Origin of the sequence: Actinomadura spongiicola (assembly GCF_003432485.1) — a bacterium.
In the GTDB taxonomy this organism is placed as follows: domain Bacteria; phylum Actinomycetota; class Actinomycetes; order Streptosporangiales; family Streptosporangiaceae; genus Spirillospora; species Spirillospora spongiicola.
Genome location: NZ_QVNQ01000008.1, coordinates 30,561 through 48,673, shown reverse-complemented (window position 1 = coordinate 48,673; position 18,113 = coordinate 30,561). Strand labels below are relative to the sequence as shown.

General features: G+C 73.8%; 10 protein-coding genes. 4 read left to right on the top strand and 6 right to left on the bottom strand.

The genetic code is table 11. The features are described 5' to 3' along the window. Positions 1-79: 79 nt before the first annotated feature. Positions 80-2,236 carry an MMPL family transporter gene (locus D0T12_RS24400; protein WP_117402028.1) on the top strand — a complete coding sequence of 719 codons (2,157 nt, stop codon included), beginning with the start codon at positions 80-82 and terminating at the stop codon, positions 2,234-2,236. An 83-nt stretch (positions 2,237-2,319) separates the two neighbouring features. Here D0T12_RS24400 and D0T12_RS24395 read toward each other — a convergent pair whose 3' ends face one another. The 4 genes from D0T12_RS24395 to D0T12_RS24380 form a co-directional block, all read right to left on the bottom strand. Further along, positions 2,320-4,266, bottom strand: a complete 1,947-nt coding sequence (locus D0T12_RS24395) for a protein kinase domain-containing protein (protein WP_117402027.1) — start codon at positions 4,264-4,266, stop codon at positions 2,320-2,322. Positions 4,267-4,410: 144 nt separating this feature from the next. Then, positions 4,411-7,716: an error-prone DNA polymerase gene (locus tag D0T12_RS24390; RefSeq protein ID WP_117402026.1), complete on the bottom strand. Its 3,306-nt coding sequence runs from the start codon at positions 7,714-7,716 to the stop codon at positions 4,411-4,413. Continuing rightward, positions 7,709-9,223, bottom strand: a complete 1,515-nt coding sequence (locus D0T12_RS24385) for a DNA polymerase Y family protein (protein WP_117402025.1) — start codon at positions 9,221-9,223, stop codon at positions 7,709-7,711. The genes D0T12_RS24390 and D0T12_RS24385 overlap by 8 nt, the downstream gene beginning before the upstream one ends. After that, positions 9,220-9,990, bottom strand: coding sequence for a hypothetical protein (locus D0T12_RS24380; protein WP_199487674.1), 771 nt, complete (start codon positions 9,988-9,990; stop codon positions 9,220-9,222). Before D0T12_RS24380 ends, D0T12_RS24385 begins: the two co-directional genes overlap by 4 nt. 94 nt (positions 9,991-10,084) lie before the next feature. On the opposite strand from D0T12_RS24380, the gene mtnA reads away from it, so the two are divergent. Beyond that, positions 10,085-11,158, top strand: a complete 1,074-nt coding sequence (gene mtnA, locus D0T12_RS24375; protein ID WP_117402024.1) for an S-methyl-5-thioribose-1-phosphate isomerase — start codon at positions 10,085-10,087, stop codon at positions 11,156-11,158. On the opposite strand, the gene D0T12_RS24370 is transcribed toward mtnA, so the two are convergent. After that, complete coding sequence (locus D0T12_RS24370; protein ID WP_117402023.1) at positions 11,114-13,243, bottom strand: M28 family peptidase; 2,130 nt, start codon at positions 13,241-13,243, stop codon at positions 11,114-11,116. The two genes, mtnA and D0T12_RS24370, sit on opposite strands and share 45 nt — an antisense overlap. Before the next feature lie 139 nt (positions 13,244-13,382). Between D0T12_RS24370 and recD2 the strand changes: the two genes are divergently transcribed. Further along, entirely contained in the window at positions 13,383-15,620 is a 2,238-nt protein-coding gene (gene recD2, locus D0T12_RS24365; protein WP_233526263.1) for an SF1B family DNA helicase RecD2, read from the top strand. Between the two features lie 114 nt (positions 15,621-15,734). Beyond that, positions 15,735-16,478: a polysaccharide deacetylase family protein gene (locus D0T12_RS24360; RefSeq protein WP_117402021.1), complete on the top strand. Its 744-nt coding sequence runs from the start codon at positions 15,735-15,737 to the stop codon at positions 16,476-16,478. Between the two features lie 4 nt (positions 16,479-16,482). On the opposite strand, the gene D0T12_RS24355 is transcribed toward D0T12_RS24360, so the two are convergent. Next, on the bottom strand, positions 16,483-17,985 hold the full coding sequence (locus D0T12_RS24355; protein WP_158581616.1) for a peptide ABC transporter substrate-binding protein: 1,503 nt from the start codon (positions 17,983-17,985) through the stop codon (positions 16,483-16,485). Positions 17,986-18,113: the final 128 nt, after the last annotated feature.

Below are 18,113 nucleotides of genomic sequence, written 5' to 3'. Positions count from 1 at the left end.
ATATGACTTGCCGAGTGGGATCCGATCCCGTAGGGAAGAAGATCACGTAGTCCCGCTTCACTACTGGGGGTTCTCCTAAATGACGCGCGCATACAGGTTCGCCTCTCTGCCTTGCGGGCGGCGGGCCAAATGGGTCGTGCTGGGCGTCTGGATCGTCATACTCCTCGTGTCGCTGCCGCTGGCAGGAAAGCTGACCGACGCGCAGAAGAACGATTCGTCGGCATGGTTGCCGAACGACGCCGAATCGACGCGGGTCGTCGAAGAGTCCAAGCGATTCGTACCGTCCGAGACATTACCTGCGGTGATCGTCTACCACCGGGACGGCGCCGCGATCACCGCGGCCGACCGGGCTAAGGCCGCGGCGGACGTCCCGCGCCTCAAGGCCGTCAAGAGCGATCTGGAGACCTCCGGGCCGAAGCGGCGACTCGCGGTGGACGTCAAGGGACCGATCCCTTCGCAGGACGGCAAGGCGCTGGAGACCATCGTCACCGTCCATGTCGGCAACGACGGATGGGCGGTGCTCGGTCCCGGCATCGAGGACTACCGCGACATCGTCCAGAAGGGTCCCCCGGGCCTGGACGCGCACATCACCGGGCCCGCCGGGTACGGCGGCGACTTCAGCAACGTGTTCTCCGGGTTCGACAGCGCGCTGCTCGCCGTCACCGCCGCGATCGTCATCGCGATCCTGCTGCTGACCTACCGGAGCCCCATTCTGTGGCTCGCGCCGCTGCTGTGCGTGGCGTTCTCGCTGATGGCGGCGCAGGCGCTCATCTACTTGCTGGCCGAGCACGCGGGCCTCACCGTGAACGGGCAGGCCGCCTTCATCCTCACCGTCCTCGTGTTCGGCGCGGGCACCGACTACGCGCTCCTGCTCATCGCCCGGTACCGGGAGGAACTGAGAAGACACCAGGACCGGCACGAGGCGATGGCGGTCGCGCTGCACCGCGCCGGGCCCGCGATCGTCGCGAGCGGCTCCACGGTGGCGCTCAGCATGCTGGCCCTGTTCTTCGCCGTCCTCAGCTCCACCCAGAGCATGGGCCCGGTCATGGCGATCGGCATCGTCGTCGCGTTCGCCGCGATGGTGACGCTGCTGCCCGCGCTGCTGGTGATCTGCGGACGCTGGATGTTCTGGCCGCGCCGCCCCGCCTACGGGTCGGACGAGCCGACCGAGCGCGGCCTGTGGGCCCGGGTCGGGTCCGCCGTCGCCGTCCGCCCGCGCATCACCTGGCTGGTCACGGCCGTGGTACTCGGCGCGCTCGCGGTCGGGGTGTTCGGGCTGCGGACCGACACGCTGGCGGCCAAGGACGCGTTCAGCACGGGCAAGCCCGACGCGGTCACCGGCGAGGAGGTCCTCGGACGGCACTTCCCCGCGGGCAGCGGGGCGCCGCTCCAGATCATCACCAAGGCCGGGACCGGGGACAGGGTGCGCGCCGCGCTCCTCAACGTCCCGGGCGTCGCCGACGTCAGGTCCCCCGCGCAACCGTCCGGCGGCCGCGTCTACCTGGAGGGCACGCTGTCCGTGCCACCGGACAGCGACCGCGGGTTCGCCGCGGTCAAGGCCGCCCGTGACGCCGTCCACGCCATACCGGGCGCGAACGCCATCGTCGGCGGCGCGTCGGCGGTGACGCTCGACGTCAGCGAAGCGTCCCACCGCGACCAGAACGTCGTGATCCCGATCGTCCTCGTCGTGGTGTTCGGCATCCTCGCGCTGCTGCTGCGCGCCCTCGTCGCCCCGCTGATCCTCATCGCGACGGTCGTCCTGTCGTACGGGGCGGCGCTCGGGGTCAGCGCCCTCGTGTTCAACCACGTGTTCGGGTTCGCGTCCACGGACCCGTCGTTCGCGCTGTGGACGTTCGTGTTCCTCGTGGCGCTCGGCACCGACTACAACATCTTCCTGATGACCCGCGTGCACGAGGAGTCGAAACGGGTCGGCACGCGGCGCGGCGCGCTGGTCGGGCTCGCCGCGACCGGCGGCGTGATCACCTCGGCGGGCACGGTCCTGGCCGGGACGTTCGCGGCGCTCGGGACGATGCCACTGGTGTTCGTCGCCGCGCTCGGGTTCACGGTGGCGTTCGGGGTGCTGCTCGACACGTTCATCGTCCGGTCGGTGCTCGTCACGGCGCTGAACCTCGACGTCGGACGGCGCATGTGGTGGCCGAGTCGCCTGGCCCGCGCCGAGGCGGAGGCCCCGGCCGACGCGCCCGGGGAGCCCGCTCCCGCGGCCCGCGGCGACTGACCCGAGCCGCCGAACCGGCCCTTGCGCGCACGGCCCGGTCGGGCCCGCTCCATGGCGGGTTCGACCGGGCCGCGGCGTCCGTGTCACATCCAGTACGGGTGGCTGAGCGTGCGACCTCGCGGGGTGAGCACGCGGTCTCCGGTGCCGTCGACGCGGATGGCGTGGATCACCGGTGAGCCGACCACGCCGCGCACGTAGCAGAGCCAGCGCCCGTCGCTGGACCACGCCGGGTCCATGTCGTCCTCGATGCCCCTGGTGACCTGGCGCAGACCGGAGCCGTCGGCGTTCATGACCCAGATGGTGGTCGCCTCGTCCGGGCCCCGGGTGAACGCGATCCTGCGGCCGTCCGGCGACCACTCCGGGTCGACGGAACGGACCCGGTCCTTGGTCAGCCGCGTCCAGGCCGCCCCGGGACGCTCCGGGTCGAGGGTGTAGATCTGGTCGGTGCCGTCCCGGCGGCTCCAGAACACGATCCGGTCGGTGACCGACCACATCGGGTCGTCCTTGAACGACGCGTCGGTGGTGAGCTGGACGGCCGGGCCGCCGCCCTCGACACCGATCACGAAGATCTGCCGCACGCCGCCCTTCTCGGCCATGTACGCCAGGCGGGTGCCGTCCGGTGACCACGACACCCGGGTGCCGCGGACGATCCCGGTGATCCTGCGCAGGTTGACGCCGTTGGCGTTCACCACCCAGGCCTCGGCCGTCCTGGCGTTCTGCCTGGTGAACGCGATGCGTCCGCCCTCCGGCGACCGCTCGGGCAGGATGTCGCACTCCGGTCCGTCGATCAGGGTCTTCACGTCCGCCTCGCCGGGCTGGTAGACGCCGATGTCGGCGTGGCAGTCCCGCGGCCAGCCCGGGGCGGTGTCGATCCGGACGAGCATCGGCCCGGTCGGCATCGCCGCCGGCGGCGGCGCCTTGCGCTCCTCGTCCGGGCGGGTGACGTAGTAGAGGCCCGCGGCCACGGCCGCGGCGGCGAGCAGCCCCGCCACGGCCGAGACGACGACCTTGGCGCGCCGGGACGGTCCGTCCGGCCGCCCCGGGGCCGGGACCGTGACGTCGCGGGAGGTGACGCCCGGGTCGGGCGGCGGCGGTGCGGGCGCCGTCACCGGTGCCGTCGCCGCCGGACCGAACCCAGGACCCGGAAGGGGCTGCGGGCCGGGCGGCGCCATCCAGGTCTGGCCCAGCTCGGACGTCACGTCCGCCTCACCGGCACCGCCGACCAGGGCGAGCAGCAGCTCACGCGCCGTGGGCCGCTGCTCGGGGTCCTTGCGCAGCGCCGCCCGGACGAGCCCCGCCAACGGTTCCGGCAGATCCCCGATCTCGGGGTCGGCGTGGACGGCGCGGGCCGCCAGGATCTGGAACGAGCCCTGACCGAACGGGTTGCGCCCGTTCGCGGCGTACACGACGAGGCAACCCCACGCGAACACGTCCACGGCGGGAGTGATCTGCTGCGTCGTGATCTGTTCGGGCGCGATCCATCCGGGGGTGCCGACGACCTGTCCAGTGCGGGTGTGGGAGGACGCCATGTCCAGCGCGCGGGCGATCCCGAAGTCGATGACGCGCGGGCCGGAGATGGACAGCAGCACGTTGCTCGGCTTGAGGTCGCGGTGCACCAGCCCCGCGCTGTGGATCGCGACGAGCGCGGCGGCGACGCCGACCGCGACGCCGTGCAGCAGGCCGGGCGACAGCGCGCCCTTCCCGGCGACGTGGTCCAGCAGGGACGGGCCGTCGATGTACTCGGTCACCATGTAGGCGAGCCCGAGGTCGTCGCCGTGCTCCAGGACCTGCGCGGTGCAGAACGACGCGACGCGCTGCGCGTTCGCGGCCTCGTCGTGGAAGCGGGCGAGGAACGACCGGTCGCCCGCCAGCGCGGACCGTACGACCTTGACCGCGACGGGACGGCCGTTCGGGTCGCGGCCGAGGTACACCGCGCCCATCCCGCCCTCGCCGATCTTGGCCTCGATGCGGTACCGGCCGATCCGCGTGGGGTCGTCCGGGCGCAGTTCACCCAGCGAGGTCGCGTCCATGGAGATCACCTTCCGGCCCCATGGGCCGCGTGTTGGCGGCCGCCGACGCGGCGGCACGCGGCCCCACCGATTCCATACGATGACAGACTTTTCTTGAGATGGCAGATACCGTGGCGAGGTTCTCGCCACTTCGAAAGATCCGCGTCAGTGGAAGTCGCGGGCGCGGACGCGTCCGGGCACCGGAAGGCGGCGCAGCCGGGTCGCGCGGACGTTGGTGACGCCGTCGACGCGTTCGAGGCGCCCGTCGACGAGCAGCGCCTGGGAATCGACGGCGAGGCCCCGGTGCCGCCGGAACACCGGCGGCGGGCACACCACGTTGACGATGCCGGTCTCGTCCTCCAGCGTCATGAACACGATGCCCCCGGCGGTCGGCGGACGCTGCCGGTGGGTGACCAGCCCGGCGACGACGACGTTGGTGTCGCCCGGCGTCGCGGCGAGACGCCTGGACGACAGGGCGCCCAGCTCGTCGAGGACGTCCCGGACGTGCGCGACGGGATGGGTGTGGGAGACGCCGGTGGCCCACAGGTCGGCGAGCGTCTCCTCGATCGGCGTCATCGCGGGCAGCGGCGGCGCGGACGCGCCCGGCGTCACCCCCGCCAACTGCGCCGGGCCCGAGCCCGTCAGCGCCCCCGCCGCCCACAGCGCCGCGCGCCGGGACAGGCCGAACCCGTCGAAGGCGCCCGCCGTGGCGAGGGCCTCCAGCGCCCCGGACGACAGCGGCACGCGGCGGGCGAGGTCCTCCATGCTCGTGTAGGGGCGGCCCGCCGCGACGGCCTTCGCCGCCTCGTCGCCGAGGTTGCGGACACCGGCGAGTCCGAGCCGGATCGCGGGCTGCGGCTCCGACGGCGCGTGCCGGTGCCGCGCGCCGCCCGTCCCCTCGGAGCGGACCGGCACGGGCTCCTCCAGCACGGGATGGACGTCGCTGGCGTTGATGTCCACACCGCGGACCACGACGCCGTGGCGCCGCGCGTCCGCCAGGAGGCTCTGCGTCGAGTAGAAGCCCATCGGCTGGTTGCGGACGAGCGCGGCCGTGAACGCCGCCGGGTAGTGGCGTTTCAGCCACGCGCTCGCGTACACCAGGTGCGCGAAGCTCTGCGCGTGCGACTCGGGGAACCCGAACCCGGTGAAACCGAGGATCTTCTCGTAGACGTCCTCGGCGACGTCGGCGGGGATGCCGCGCTCGGCCATCCCGTCCAGCAGCCGCGCCCGCAGCCGCTCGACGCGTTCCGGCGCCCGCTTCGCGCCCATCGCCTGCCGCAGTTGGTCGGCCTCGGCGGGCGTGAACCCGGCGCAGTCGACCGCGAGCTGCATCATCTGCTCCTGGAACAGCGGCACGCCGAGCGTCCGCGACAGCGCGGGCTCCATCAGCGGATGCGGGCAGCGGGCGGGCTCCAGGCCCTTGCGGCGCCGCAGGTACGGGTGGACGGACCCGCCCTGGATCGGGCCGGGCCGGATCAACGCCACCTCCACCACCAGGTCGTAGAACTCGCGGGGCCGCAGCCGCGGCAGCGTCGCCATCTGCGCCCGCGACTCCACCTGGAACACCCCGACGGTGTCGGCGTCGCACAGCATGTCGTACACCAGGCCGTCCTCGGGCGGGATCGACTGGAGGTCGTGGCGCCGCCCGTGGTGGGCCTCGACCAGGTCGAAACAGTCGTGCAGCGCGGCGAGCATGCCGAGGCCGAGCAGGTCGAACTTCACCAGCCCGGCGGCGGCGCAGTCGTCCTTGTCCCACTGCAGGACGCTGCGGCCCGGCATCGTCGCCCACTCGATCGGGCAGATCTCCCCGACGGGACGGTCGGCGATGATCATTCCGCCGGAGTGGATGCCGAGGTGCCGGGGCAGGCGCAGCATCCGGTTCGCCAGCTCCAGCACCGGGCCGGGGACGTCGGCCTCCGACCCCACCGGGTCGCGCGGGTCGATGGTCTTCGACCACGCGTCCTGCTGGCCGGGGGAGAAGCCGAGCGCACGCGCCGCGTCCCGGACGGCCATGCGCGGACGGTAGCTGATGACGTTCGCGACCTGCGCCGTGCGCTCCCGCCCGTACTTGCCGTACACGTACTGGATGGCCTCCTCGCGGCGGCGGTGCTCGATGTCCAGGTCGATGTCGGGCGGGCCGTCGCGTCCGGGGGACAGGAAACGTTCGAACAGAAGCCCGTGCCGGACGGCGTCGACGCCGGTGATGCCGAGCGCGTAGCAGACCGCGGAGTTCGCCGCCGAGCCGCGCCCCTGGCACAGGATGCCCCTGCTCCGGCAGAACTCCACGATGTCGTGGACGATCAGGAAGTAGCCGGGGAAGCCGAGCTGCTCGATGACGTCCAGCTCCCTGGCGATCTGCGCGTACGCGCCGGGGACCCGTTCCCGTTCGGGCGGCCCGTAGCGGCGCGGTGCGCCCTCCGCGACGAGGTGCCGCAGCCAGCTCGCCTCGGTGTGCCCGTCCGGGACGGGCCAGTCCGGCAGGCGGGGCGCGACGACGTCGAAGTCGAACCGGCATTCCGCGGCGAGCGCGACCGTCCGGTCCTGGACGCCGGGAAAGCGCGCGAGCCGCCGCGCCATCTCCGCGCCGCTCCGCAGGTGCGCGGTGCCGTTCGCGGGGAGCCAGCCGACCATGTCGTCGAGGCTGCGCCGGGCGCGGACCGCCGCCATCGCCTGCGCGAGCCGCGCGTCCGCGCCGGGCGCCGCGAAGTGCACGTTGTTGGACGCGACCACGTCGACGCCGACGCGGCGGGCCAGCGCGAAGAGGGCGTCGCCCCGGTGGTCGTCGCCCGGCTGGTCGTGGTCGGTGAGCTCGACGAACACGTTCTCGCGCCCGAACATGCCGACGAGGTCGCGCAGCTCGCGCTCCGCCGCGTCCGGGCCGCCCGCCTCCAGCGCCGCCGGGACGTGCCCCTTCCGGCACCCGGTCAGCACCGCCCACTCGCCGCCGTGCGCGGCGGCGAGGTCGGCGAGGTCGTAGACGGGACGGCCCTTGCGCCCGCCCGCGAGCTGCGCCGCCGTGATCGCCGAGCACAGCCGCGCGTAGCCGCCCGCGCCGCGCGCCAGGACGAGCAGATGCCGCCCCGCCGGGTCGGGCTCCCCGGTTCGCGGGCCCGGCATGCCGAGACCCAGCTCCGCGCCGAACACCGTCCCGATCCCCGCCTCCCGCGCGGCCCGCGCGAACTGCACCGCCCCGTACATGCCGTCGTGGTCGGTGATCGCCATCGACTCCACGCCGAGCCGCGCCGCCTCCGCGACGAGCGACGCCGGGTCGCTGGCCCCGTCCAGGAAACTGAACGACGAGTGAACGTGCAGCTCCGCCCACGGCACACCCGTCCCGGCGCGGCCGGGAACGGGCCGCGGCCCCGGTGACGTGTCACGGGTCGGCGGCTCCGCGGGCCGTCCCCCCCGACGCCACGACAGCCGCTCCTCGAACTCCCGCCATGAGATCGGCGGGTTGTGCCAGTCAGTCATAGACGCCTTCGATGTGCCAGCGGCCGCCCTCGACGGCGAGCAGGTAGGCGGCGCCGTCGTCGGTGGTGACCTGGAAGCGGGCGCGGCGCCGCGCCCGGTCCGGGTCCCACCAGCGCTCGTCGGCGGGCCACGGCCCCGTCCACCCGGTGATCGCGGCGGGACGTCCACGCAGGCGCAGCGTGGCGGGCGGCGCGGACACCTCGCAGCGCGCCGACACCACCACCACGGCCCCGGCGGCGTCGACCAGCTCCACGTCGGGCGGGACGGCCGGCACGACCGCCGGGGCGGGCGCCGTCACGCGCCCCGGCCACGGCCCGTCCGGCAGGTCGGCGGGCGCCAGGTCGCCGACCGGCACGCGCACGACCTGCTCGCCCGGACCGCGCCCGCCGACGAGCACCGGGCGGGTGATCCCCTGATGGCCGAGCAGGGCCTGGATCCGGTCGGCGGCCCGCGCGATCCGCTCGGTCACGGAAGCGCGGCCCCACAGCGACTCCTGCCGTCCCACGTCCGGGACGACCTGGTCGGGCACCAGTTCCAGGGACGTCACACCGCCCCAGACCGCTCCCGTGTCGCCCGACGGCCGGTGTGCGGAGAGCTGCCACCGCACCCGCTCCGCCACGGCCAGCGCCGACAGGCCGTCGTGCCGCCACAGGCGCCGCAGGACGTGCCCGTCCGCGAAACCGGCCACGACCTCCAGCCGGACGCAGGTGAGCCCGCCCGCCGCGAGACCCTCGTGCAACTCGCCCGCCAGCCGTTTCGCGGTGAACACCACCCGTTCGGCCTGCTCGGCGGGCGGGTCGAAGCCGGCCCGCGCCGACAGGTCCGCGGCGGCCCCGACCGGCGCGAGCGGACGCGGCTCCTCGCCCCTCGCCATCCGGTGCGCGACGGCGCCGTCCCTCCCGAACCGCCCGGCGACATGCCCGGACGGCAGGGCGGCGAAGTCGCCGAGCGTCTTCACGCCGAGCCGCCGCAGCAGGTCGGCCAGCTCGGGCCGGTCCAGGACGGTGAGGGGGTACGGCGCGAGGAACGCCGCCGCCCCGCCCTCCGGAACGACCACGCCGCCCTGCCCGGCCCGCGCGGCCAGCTCCGCCGCGAACAGCCCGTCGGCGATGCCCGCGCCGCAGTCGTACCCGGCCTCGACGACCGCGTCCTGGACGAGGACGCGCAGCGCCTCCTCACCGCCGTGGAAGCGGGCCGGGCCGCGAGCCGGGATCGCGCACAGCCCCGGCCGCACCACCTCGACCCGGGGCGTCAGCGCCGCGACCGCCGCCGCGACCGTCTCGAACAGCCGCCCCTCCGCGTCGGTGTCGCGCTCCCGCACCACCAGCTCCGGGCACCGCCGCTGCGCGTCCCTGAGCCGCTGCCCGCGCCGCACCCCCTCGGCCCGCGCCGCCGCCGTGCACGCCGCGACCCGCCCCCGCGCGACCACGGCCCCGGCGGTGGCGGCGTCCACGCCCACCGCCGTGGCGGGCCAGTCCGGACACCACAGCACCAGGACCCTGGTCACGCGATCTCCCTGCGCCCCGGACGGGCGTACCCGGGACCGGTGTGGACGGGGGCGCCGTCGGCGACGGCGTCGGGGACGAGTTCCAGCGGCGGCCGGACGGCCTCGTCGGGCCGGACCGCCCCGTCGGAGGCGGGCAGCCAGACCCGGACGCCGCGGCCGGAACCGGGCGCGTCATGGCCTTCGGCGACGATCCGAACACGGCGGCCGGTCAGCCGTCCGTGCCCGTCGGCGAGGCCTTCCCACCCGACGTCCTCGACGCGGAGGCGGAGCCGGGTGCCGGGCCAGTCGCGGGCGAACGCGCCGGTCAACGTCAGGACGCAGCCGTGCTTGCGGGCCAGCGCGGTCAGCCGCCGGACGGCCGCGGCCCCCGGACGTTCCGGCGGGCACAGCAGGATCAGATCGACGGCCTCGGCGAGCGCGGCGACGACGTCGGGCCACCGGTCACCGGGGTCGTCGACGAGGAGCAGGCGGTCCGGCGCCGCGCCCATGCCCACGGCCGCGACGACACCGAACCCGGGAAGGCCGACGACGCCGCACCAGCGGTCGTCCCCGGCGACCCCCGCCGCCAACGCCAGCCCGAGCGACGCGGCGCCGAGCCCGTCAAGGCCGACGACGGAGCCGGGCCGCAGCCCGCCGCCCGGCAGGAGGGGGCGCAGCGCCGCCAGGACCGGTACCGTGCTCCGGGCGGGCACCGTGTCCAGGAGGTCCGTGTCCCGGAGGAGCGCGTCCGGGACGGGAGAGGCCAGCACCCCCCCAATTTCGAACACAGGTTCGATCATTGTCAAGTCGTCGCAGGTCACACGGTTAGTGGCGGGGTGCGGAAAGTCCGATGGCGCTGGGGTTTCCGGCATGATGGGCGTTATGTCGGACGATGTGCGGACCATCGAGTGGACGGGCGACGGGCTCCGCCTGCTGGACCAGACCGTCCTGCCCCACCGCGTGGAGTACCTGACCGTCCGGGACGTCGACGTCCTCGTGGACGCGATCCGGCGGCTGGTCGTGCGGGGCGCGCCCGCGCTCGGCGTGGCGGGCGGGTTCGGTGTCGCGATCGCCGTCCGGCAGGCCGCCCGCGACGGCTGGGACGGCGCCCGGCGCGACGCGGCGATCGCCCGCGTCCGGGAGGCCCGCCCGACGGCGGTGAACCTGGCGGCCGGGGTCGACCGGGTGCTGCCGTTCGTCCCGGCGGGCGAGGACGCGGTGGTGGCGGAGGCCCAGGCGATCCTGGACGAGGACGTGCGCGGCAACCACGCCATCGGGGCGTTCGGGGCGGACTGGATCCTCGACCGGGTGGGGGACCGGCCGCTGCGCGTCCTCACGCACTGCAACGCCGGTGCGCTCGCGACGGCCGGGTGGGGCACGGCGCTCGGCGTCGTCCGGGAACTGCACGGGCGGGGCCGCGTCGAACTCGTCTACGCGGACGAGACACGCCCCCTGTTGCAGGGCGCGCGGCTCACGGCCTGGGAGCTCGACCGGGCCGGGATCCCGTGCGTCGTCCAGACGGACGCCGCCGCGCCGAGCACGATCCTGCGCGGTTTCGTCGACGTGGCCGTCATCGGCGCGGACCGTGTCGCCGCCAACGGCGACACCGCCAACAAGATCGGCTCGGTGGGGGTGGCGCTGGCCTGCGCGGCCGCCGGGATACCGCTGGTCGTGGCCGCGCCGTGGAGCACCGTCGACCCGTCCGTCCCGGACGGGAACGGCGTCCCGATCGAGGAACGCCCCGCCGAGGAGGTCCTGACCTGGAGCGGCGCGCGGACCGCCCCGGCGGGGGCGCGCGGGTTCAACCCCGCGTTCGACGTCACGCCCGCCCGTCTGGTGACCGCGCTGGTCACCGAGACGGGCGTGCTGGAGGTGTCGGCGGGCACGACCCCTTCGATGAGAAGGGGAGGCTCAGCGGTCTCCTCCCGGGGCGAGGGTGCGGGTGGCGGCGCGTAGGCTCCGGAACAGCCGGGCCTCGTACTCCTTCGCGGCCCGGACGTCCCGGTCGCCGAACAGCGCGTCGTAGAGCGCGGGCAGCCGCTGCGTGGCGTAGCCGGTGTCGAGGCCGGGCGCGAACACCTGATGCCGGTACCAGGGACGTCCCGGCAGGCCCGCCTGGGTCAGCAGGTCCCGCTCCGTCTGCATGATCTTGTCGTTGAGGCGGCGGAACTCGGCGGTGTCGCCGTCGCGGAGCGCCTCGTCGGCGCGGTCCCGCAACGCCGCCGCGGCCCGTGCCCACGCCTTGGCCTGCTCGATGTCGCGGGACACGTCGACGACCACCGAGCCCAGCCGTTCACGCTGCTGCTCGGTGAAGTCGGCGAGGTAGCGGGCCGTCTCCTCGGCGTAGGGACGGTAGCCGAGCGCGACGACGTCGGCGTTCGCCAGCCGCAGCGTCGCGATGCCCGCGAGCCGCGACATGGCCGTGTGGTACTCCCAGTTCGGGTCGCCGAAGCGCGACATCCAGTAGTGGTCGTCGCACGCGCAGTGGTAGTTGCCCGCGGTGCCCGGTGACGCGGCGCTGATGTCCATCGCGGGCACCCCGTACCGCTGGAAGAACGCCTGGAAGTCCGAGCCGCCGCCGATGCGGCCGATCGGCGTCTTCCCGTCGTTCTGCGCCTTCCACGCCTCGTACAGCGTTCCGTCCGTGCCGGGCCATCGCACTTCCTTCGTCGCGTCGATGACGGACTCGTCCAGCGCGGGCGTCGTCGTGGCGCCGAACCGGGAGCCGCCCGCGCCGTCCATGTTCACGTACGCGACGGCGTCGCGGAGTTGCCGGTCGCGTTCCTCGGCGTACTCGGTGGAGCCGAACAGCCCGTACTCCTCACCGTCCCAGGTGGCCAGGACGACGGTGCGCTTGGGACGCCACCCCTCCTTCAGGAGTTTCCCGAGCGCGCGTCCGACCTGGAGGACGTTCTCCGTGCCGGACAGGTTGTCGCTGCTCCCGTACGTCCAGGAGTCGTGGTGCGCGCCGAGGATGACCTCCTGCTCCGGGTGCTCGCTGCCGGGGATCCGCACGGTGACGTTCCACAGCGGACGCACCTCGAACGTGTTCTCCAGGTCCAGGTGGACCTTCGTCCCGCCCGGCCCGAACCGGTACGTCAGCGGCAGGCCGCCCCGCCACTCCTGCGGCACCTCGGGGCCCGTCAGCGCCTTCAGCAGCGGCGCCGCCGCGCCGTAGGAGATCGGCGTGGTCGGGACGAGGTCCTTCAGCATCGGCGCCTCCGACGGCGGGACGCGCTCGGCGCCCTTCACCGACGGCCAGCCGGGCGTCTGCGGGTCACCGGCGGCGAGCTGGATCTGGGCGACGCTGCCGCGCTGGATGCCGTCGGGGGCGCGCCACGGCCCGTCCGGGTACACCGCGCCCTTGGTGAACCCGTCGTCGGCGGGGTCGGAGTAGATGAGGACGGCCTTCGCGCCGCGCCGGGCGGCCTCCCGCGGCTTGACGCCGCGGAACACCGCCCCGTACCGGGCCAGGACGATCTTGCCCTCGACGGAGACGCCCTGCTTCTCCAGCAGCTCGAAGTCCTGCGGGCGCCCGTAGTTGGCGTACACGACCTCGCCCTGGACGTTCCCGGACGGCGACAACCCGTTGTGCCCCGGGATGACGTCGTCGTAGTGCTTCTGCCAGGGCCGCTTCTCCTCCTTCACGGGCAGGGTCACGCGGTCCGGCGCCGTCATCTCGACCTTCACGCGCTTCGGCATGGACAGGTAGGCGTAGTAGGTCGTGATCTCGGGTTCGAGGCCGTACGACCGCAGGTGCGCGACGATGCGCTCGACGCGTCTGCGGTCCCCGGACGTGGTCGTCAGGCCCGGTTCGCTCGACAGCTCGGCGTCCAGGTCGCGGGCGATCTTCGCGGACGGGACCGCGCTGAACAGCTTCTCGTACCGCCGTTGCCAGCGGGAGTTCTCCTCGGTGAACCCCGGGATCGGGCGTTCGCCCCCGGCGGGGGCGGCGACCGCCGGGGCGGCGGGCAGGATGAGGGTCAGGGCCAGGGCGGGGGCGGTCAGCGCCGCCAGCGCCTGGGTTCGGGAGCGGAACACCGGCGTTGCCTCTCAGTGCGCTGTACGGGGTGCGCCCGGACCGTACGTCGCGATCAACGGAAGATCTAGATCGTCTGCCGGTTCCGGCCAACCCGGCGGGACGACCGGCCTGTCGGAGCGATGGGCCATCATGGTCACCGTGCCGAACTCCCCGACGCCCCACGCCACGCCGCGTCCGGCGGAGCTTGACGCCGTCCTGGAACGGATCACGTACGCCAATGAGGAGACGGGCTACACGGTGGCCCGCGTCGCGACCGCGAAGAGCGGCAGCGACCTGCTCACCGTCGTCGGCGCGCTGCTCGGCGCCCAGGTCGGGGAGAGCCTGCGGCTGGTCGGCCGGTGGCGGTCGCATCCGAAGTACGGGCGGCAGTTCGAGGTGGAGTCGTACACGACCGTCCTTCCGGCGACGATCCAGGGCATCCGCCGCTACCTCGGCTCCGGCATGATCAAGGGGATCGGGCCGGTGATGGCCGACCGGATGGTCGGGCACTTCGGCACCGACATCCTGCGGATCATCGAGGAGGAGCCGGAGCGGCTCGTCGAGGTCCAGGGCCTCGGGCCCAAGCGGACGAAGCGGATCGGCGAGGCGTGGGAGGAGCAGAAGGCCATCAAGGAGGTGATGGTCTTCCTCCAGGGCGTCGGGGTGTCCACGTCCCTGGCCGTCCGCGTCTACAAGCAGTACGGCGACGCGTCCATCGACACGGTCCGGCGGGAGCCGTACCGGCTCGCGGCGGACGTGTGGGGCATCGGGTTCAAGACGGCCGACACGATCGCGCAGGCCGTCGGCATCCCCCACGACAGCCCGGAGCGGATCAAGGCGGGCCTCCAGTACACGCTGTCGGAGGCCGCGGACGACGGCCACTGCTTCCTGCCCGAGCCGAACCTCGTCACCGCCGCCGAGAAGATCCTCGGCGTGGGGCGGGAGCTGATCGTCCCGGCGCTGGACGAGCTGGCGCGCGACGAGGGCGTCGTCCGCGAGCCGATCCCCGGCGAGGGCGAGGACGCCGCGACGATCCCCGCCGTCTACCTGGTGCCGTTCCACCGCGCCGAACGGTCCCTGGCCCGCGGCCTCCTGGACCTCCTCGACGCCCCGACCGACCGGCTGAAAGCGTTCGCCGACGTCGACTGGGACAGGGCCCTGCCATGGCTGAGGCAGCGCACCGGGCAGTCTCTCGCCGCCGAACAGGAAGAGGCCGTCAAGCTCGCGTTGACGTCGAAGGTGTCGGTGCTGACCGGTGGACCCGGCTGCGGCAAGAGCTTCACCGTCCGCTCGGTGGTGGAGCTGGCCGCCGCGAAGAAGGCGAAGATCGTGCTGGTGGCGCCGACCGGCCGGGCCGCCAAACGGCTCGCCGAGCTGACCGGGCACGAGGCCGCGACCGTCCACCGGCTCCTCCAGCTCCAGCCCGGCGGCGACCCCAAGTTCGACCAGGACAACCCGCTCGACGCCGACCTCGTCGTGGTCGACGAGTCCTCGATGGTCGACCTGATCCTCGCGAACAAGCTGGTGAAGGCGATCCCGAGCGGCGCGCACCTGCTGCTCGTCGGGGACGTGGACCAGCTCCCGTCCGTCGGCGCGGGGGAGGTCCTCGCCGACCTGCTCGGCGCCGAGGTGATCCCGCGCGTCCGGCTGACGAAGATCTTCCGGCAGGCGCAGCGGTCCGGCATCGTGGTCAACGCGCACCGGGTCAACTCCGGCGACCACCCGCACACGCGGGGCTACCCCGACTTCTTCCTGTTCCCGTGCGAGGAGCAGGACGAGGCGGCGGAGCTGACCGTGGACGTCGTCGCGAACCGCGTCCCCCGCAAGTTCGGCCTCGACCCGCGCCGCGACGTGCAGGTCCTCACGCCCATGCACCGGGGCGCCGCGGGGGCGGGGGAGCTGAACGCGCGGCTCCAGGAGGCCCTCACCCCGCACGACGACGCCCGTCCCGAACGCCGCTACGGCGGCCGCGTGTTCCGCGTCGGCGACAAGGTCACACAGCTGCGCAACAACTACGACAAGGGCGAGGCGGGGGTCTTCAACGGCACCGTCGGCGTCGTCACGTCCGTGTCGCTGGAGGAACAGTCGCTCACCGTCGTGACCGACGAGGACGAGACCGTCGACTACGCCTTCGACGAACTGGACGAGTTGGCCCACGCCTACGCGATCACGATCCACCGGTCGCAGGGCAGCGAGTACCCGGCCGTCGTCATCCCGCTCACCACCGGCGCGTGGATGATGCTGCGCCGCAACCTGCTCTACACGGGGATCACCCGCGCGAAGAGGCTCGTCGTCCTCGTCGGGTCACGGCGTGCCCTCGCGGCGGCCGTCCGCACCGCCGGGGCGGGCCGCCGCCACACCGCCCTCGCCCACCGCCTCTCCCACGGGCGCGGCTGAACGGCCGTTAACGCACTGAATGAAATTCAACGCGGGAAGCGTTCATTTCGAAAGTGTTGACAGGTGTTTCGGGTGCGTTTCAAGAATGGGTTCCCGCCATTTTGAGGAGCTCGCATGACCCGACGCGCTTCCGCGTGCCGCAGATCCGCCCCGACTTCCCGCGGTCTCGTCGCCGCCCTGACCGCCGCGCTCACCGCCGGGGCCCTGGTCGCCGCGACCACCCCGCCGGCCCACGCGACCGGGGGCGAAGACCGCAGATGCCGCGCCGGATATGTGGGCCTGACCTACGACGACGGCCCGACCCCCGAGCACACCGCCGCGCTCTTGTCGGCCCTCAAGGAGAACCACGTCCGGGCCACCCTGTTCAATATCGGGCAGAAGGCGGAGAAGAACGAGGCGCTGGTCGCCGCGCAGCGGGACGCGGGAATGTGGATCGCCAATCACAGCTGGTCGCATCCGCAGATGACGAAGCTGCCGGAGCCGGAGATGGAGACGGAGATCACCCGGACCCAGGAGACGATCGAGCGGATCACCGGAACCGCGCCGAAGCTGTTCCGGCCCCCGTACGGGGACACCGACGCCACGGTGAAGGGGGTCGCGGAGCGGCTCGGCCTGATCCAGGTCCTCTGGGACGTCGACACCCGGGACTGGACCGGCAAGCCCGCCGAGGAGATCGTGGAAGAGGCCGTCACCGTCGAGAGCGGCGAGATCGTCCTCATGCACGACGGCTATCCCGCGACCATCGAGGCCGTCCCGCTCATCGCGAAGAATCTGCGGAGCCGCGGGCTGTGCGCCGGGATGATCTCACCCGTCACCGGGCGGCCCGTGAAGCCCGACGCCGGGCCCGCGATCTCCTGACCGGTCACTCCCCGAACGACAGGTCCGCGAGGCGCAGGCCGGTGAAGGCGTCGGCGGTGACACCGCGGACGCGGTCCGACCACACCAGATGATCATGGCGGGACCACAGCGGAACCAGCGGCATGTCCCGCAGCATGGCGCTCTCGGCGAGGCGCGCGGGGACGACGCCCTCATCGGGGGTGGCCGCGCGCTGCGCCTGCGCGACGAGACCGGTGGCGTAGTCGTCGCCGTAGCCGGTTCCGGCGTCCAGCAGCGGCGCGAGCGCGGCGACGGGCGCGGGGTAGGCGGCGGTGGCGTGGACGACGAACGGCCCGTCCACCGCCCGGTCGGCCAGCGCCTTGCGGAGGTCGGCGACGGGCCGGGGCCGCGCGTCGAGCCGGAGTTCCTCGCGGAGCTGCGCGGCGACCGTCCGCACCCAGGCGTCGTCGCCCCGGTTCGCCTCGTACCAGAGGTTCAGCGGCCCGCGGAGCCCGCCCGCGTCGGCCAGCGCGGCGACGGCGGCCTTGGCGTCGTGGACGCACAGGCGGCACTGCCCCTCGCGGTGGCCGGGCCTGATCCCGGGCGGGACCAGCGCGTCGGCGGGGGAGTACTGGTGGCCGAGCGGCCCCTCCGTCACCGCCGACCGGTCGATCGCCATCGACAGCGCGTGCCGGACGGTCGGGGACGCGAGGCGCTTCACCCATTCCGGGAGCGCCAGGTGGGTCATGCCCCGTCCGGGCACGGCGCGGTGCCGGTCGCCGAAGTCGGCCTCCATCGACTCGTGCCGGTCGGGCGGCACCCGCGTCGCGACGTCGAGGTCGCCGCCCTCGGCGGCGGCGTACTGCGCCCGCGCGTCCGGCATGATCCTGACGACGACGGGCCGGCCGCCCTTCCGGGGACGCAGGACGATCTCCCGTCCGTTCCGCGACGCCATCTGGAACGGGCCGTTGCCGACCGGGGTCCGCGCGTACGCCGCCCACGCGCGGGACCGCAGGACGTGCTCGGGCATCGGGAAGAACGCGGGGTCGCCGAGCAGGGCGGGAAAACCGGACAGCGGACGGCCGAGCGTCACCTGGAACGTGCGGTCGTCCTCGACCTTCAACCCGGACTCGCTGACGTGCGCGACGCCCGTGAGGAGCCCGGCCCCGGCCCAGCCCTCCCGCAGCGCGGCCGTCCACGCGCCGGTGAACGAGCGGGACGTCACCGGCGTCCCGTCGGAGAACGTCGCGCCGGGCCGCAGCCGGATCGTCCAGACCCTCCGGTCCGGGCTGGTGATCGACTCGGCGGCGGCGTGCACGGGCGCGCCGGTCTCGGCGTCGTAGGAGACCAGTCCCGTCCACACCGCGTTCGCGATCATCCGTCCGGTCGGGTCGCGGACGTCGCCCGGCAGCAGCGTCGCCGGGGCGGCCGCGCCGACGGAGATCCGCGGGTCGGGCGGATCGCTCCACGCCCGCAGCGCCGCGACCGGGGCCAGCAGAACCGCCACGGCCCCGGTGACCAGGGCCGCGGTGCGTGTGGAGCTCTTCAACGATCTCTCCGGGGAGCGGGTCGGGGACGCCCGCGAGGCTACGGCAGGACGCCCGGCCCGACCAGTCCATACGGCCGCGCGTCCGAATTCGTGGCACATGTTGCTGTTGATCACATTTGCTCGCGTGC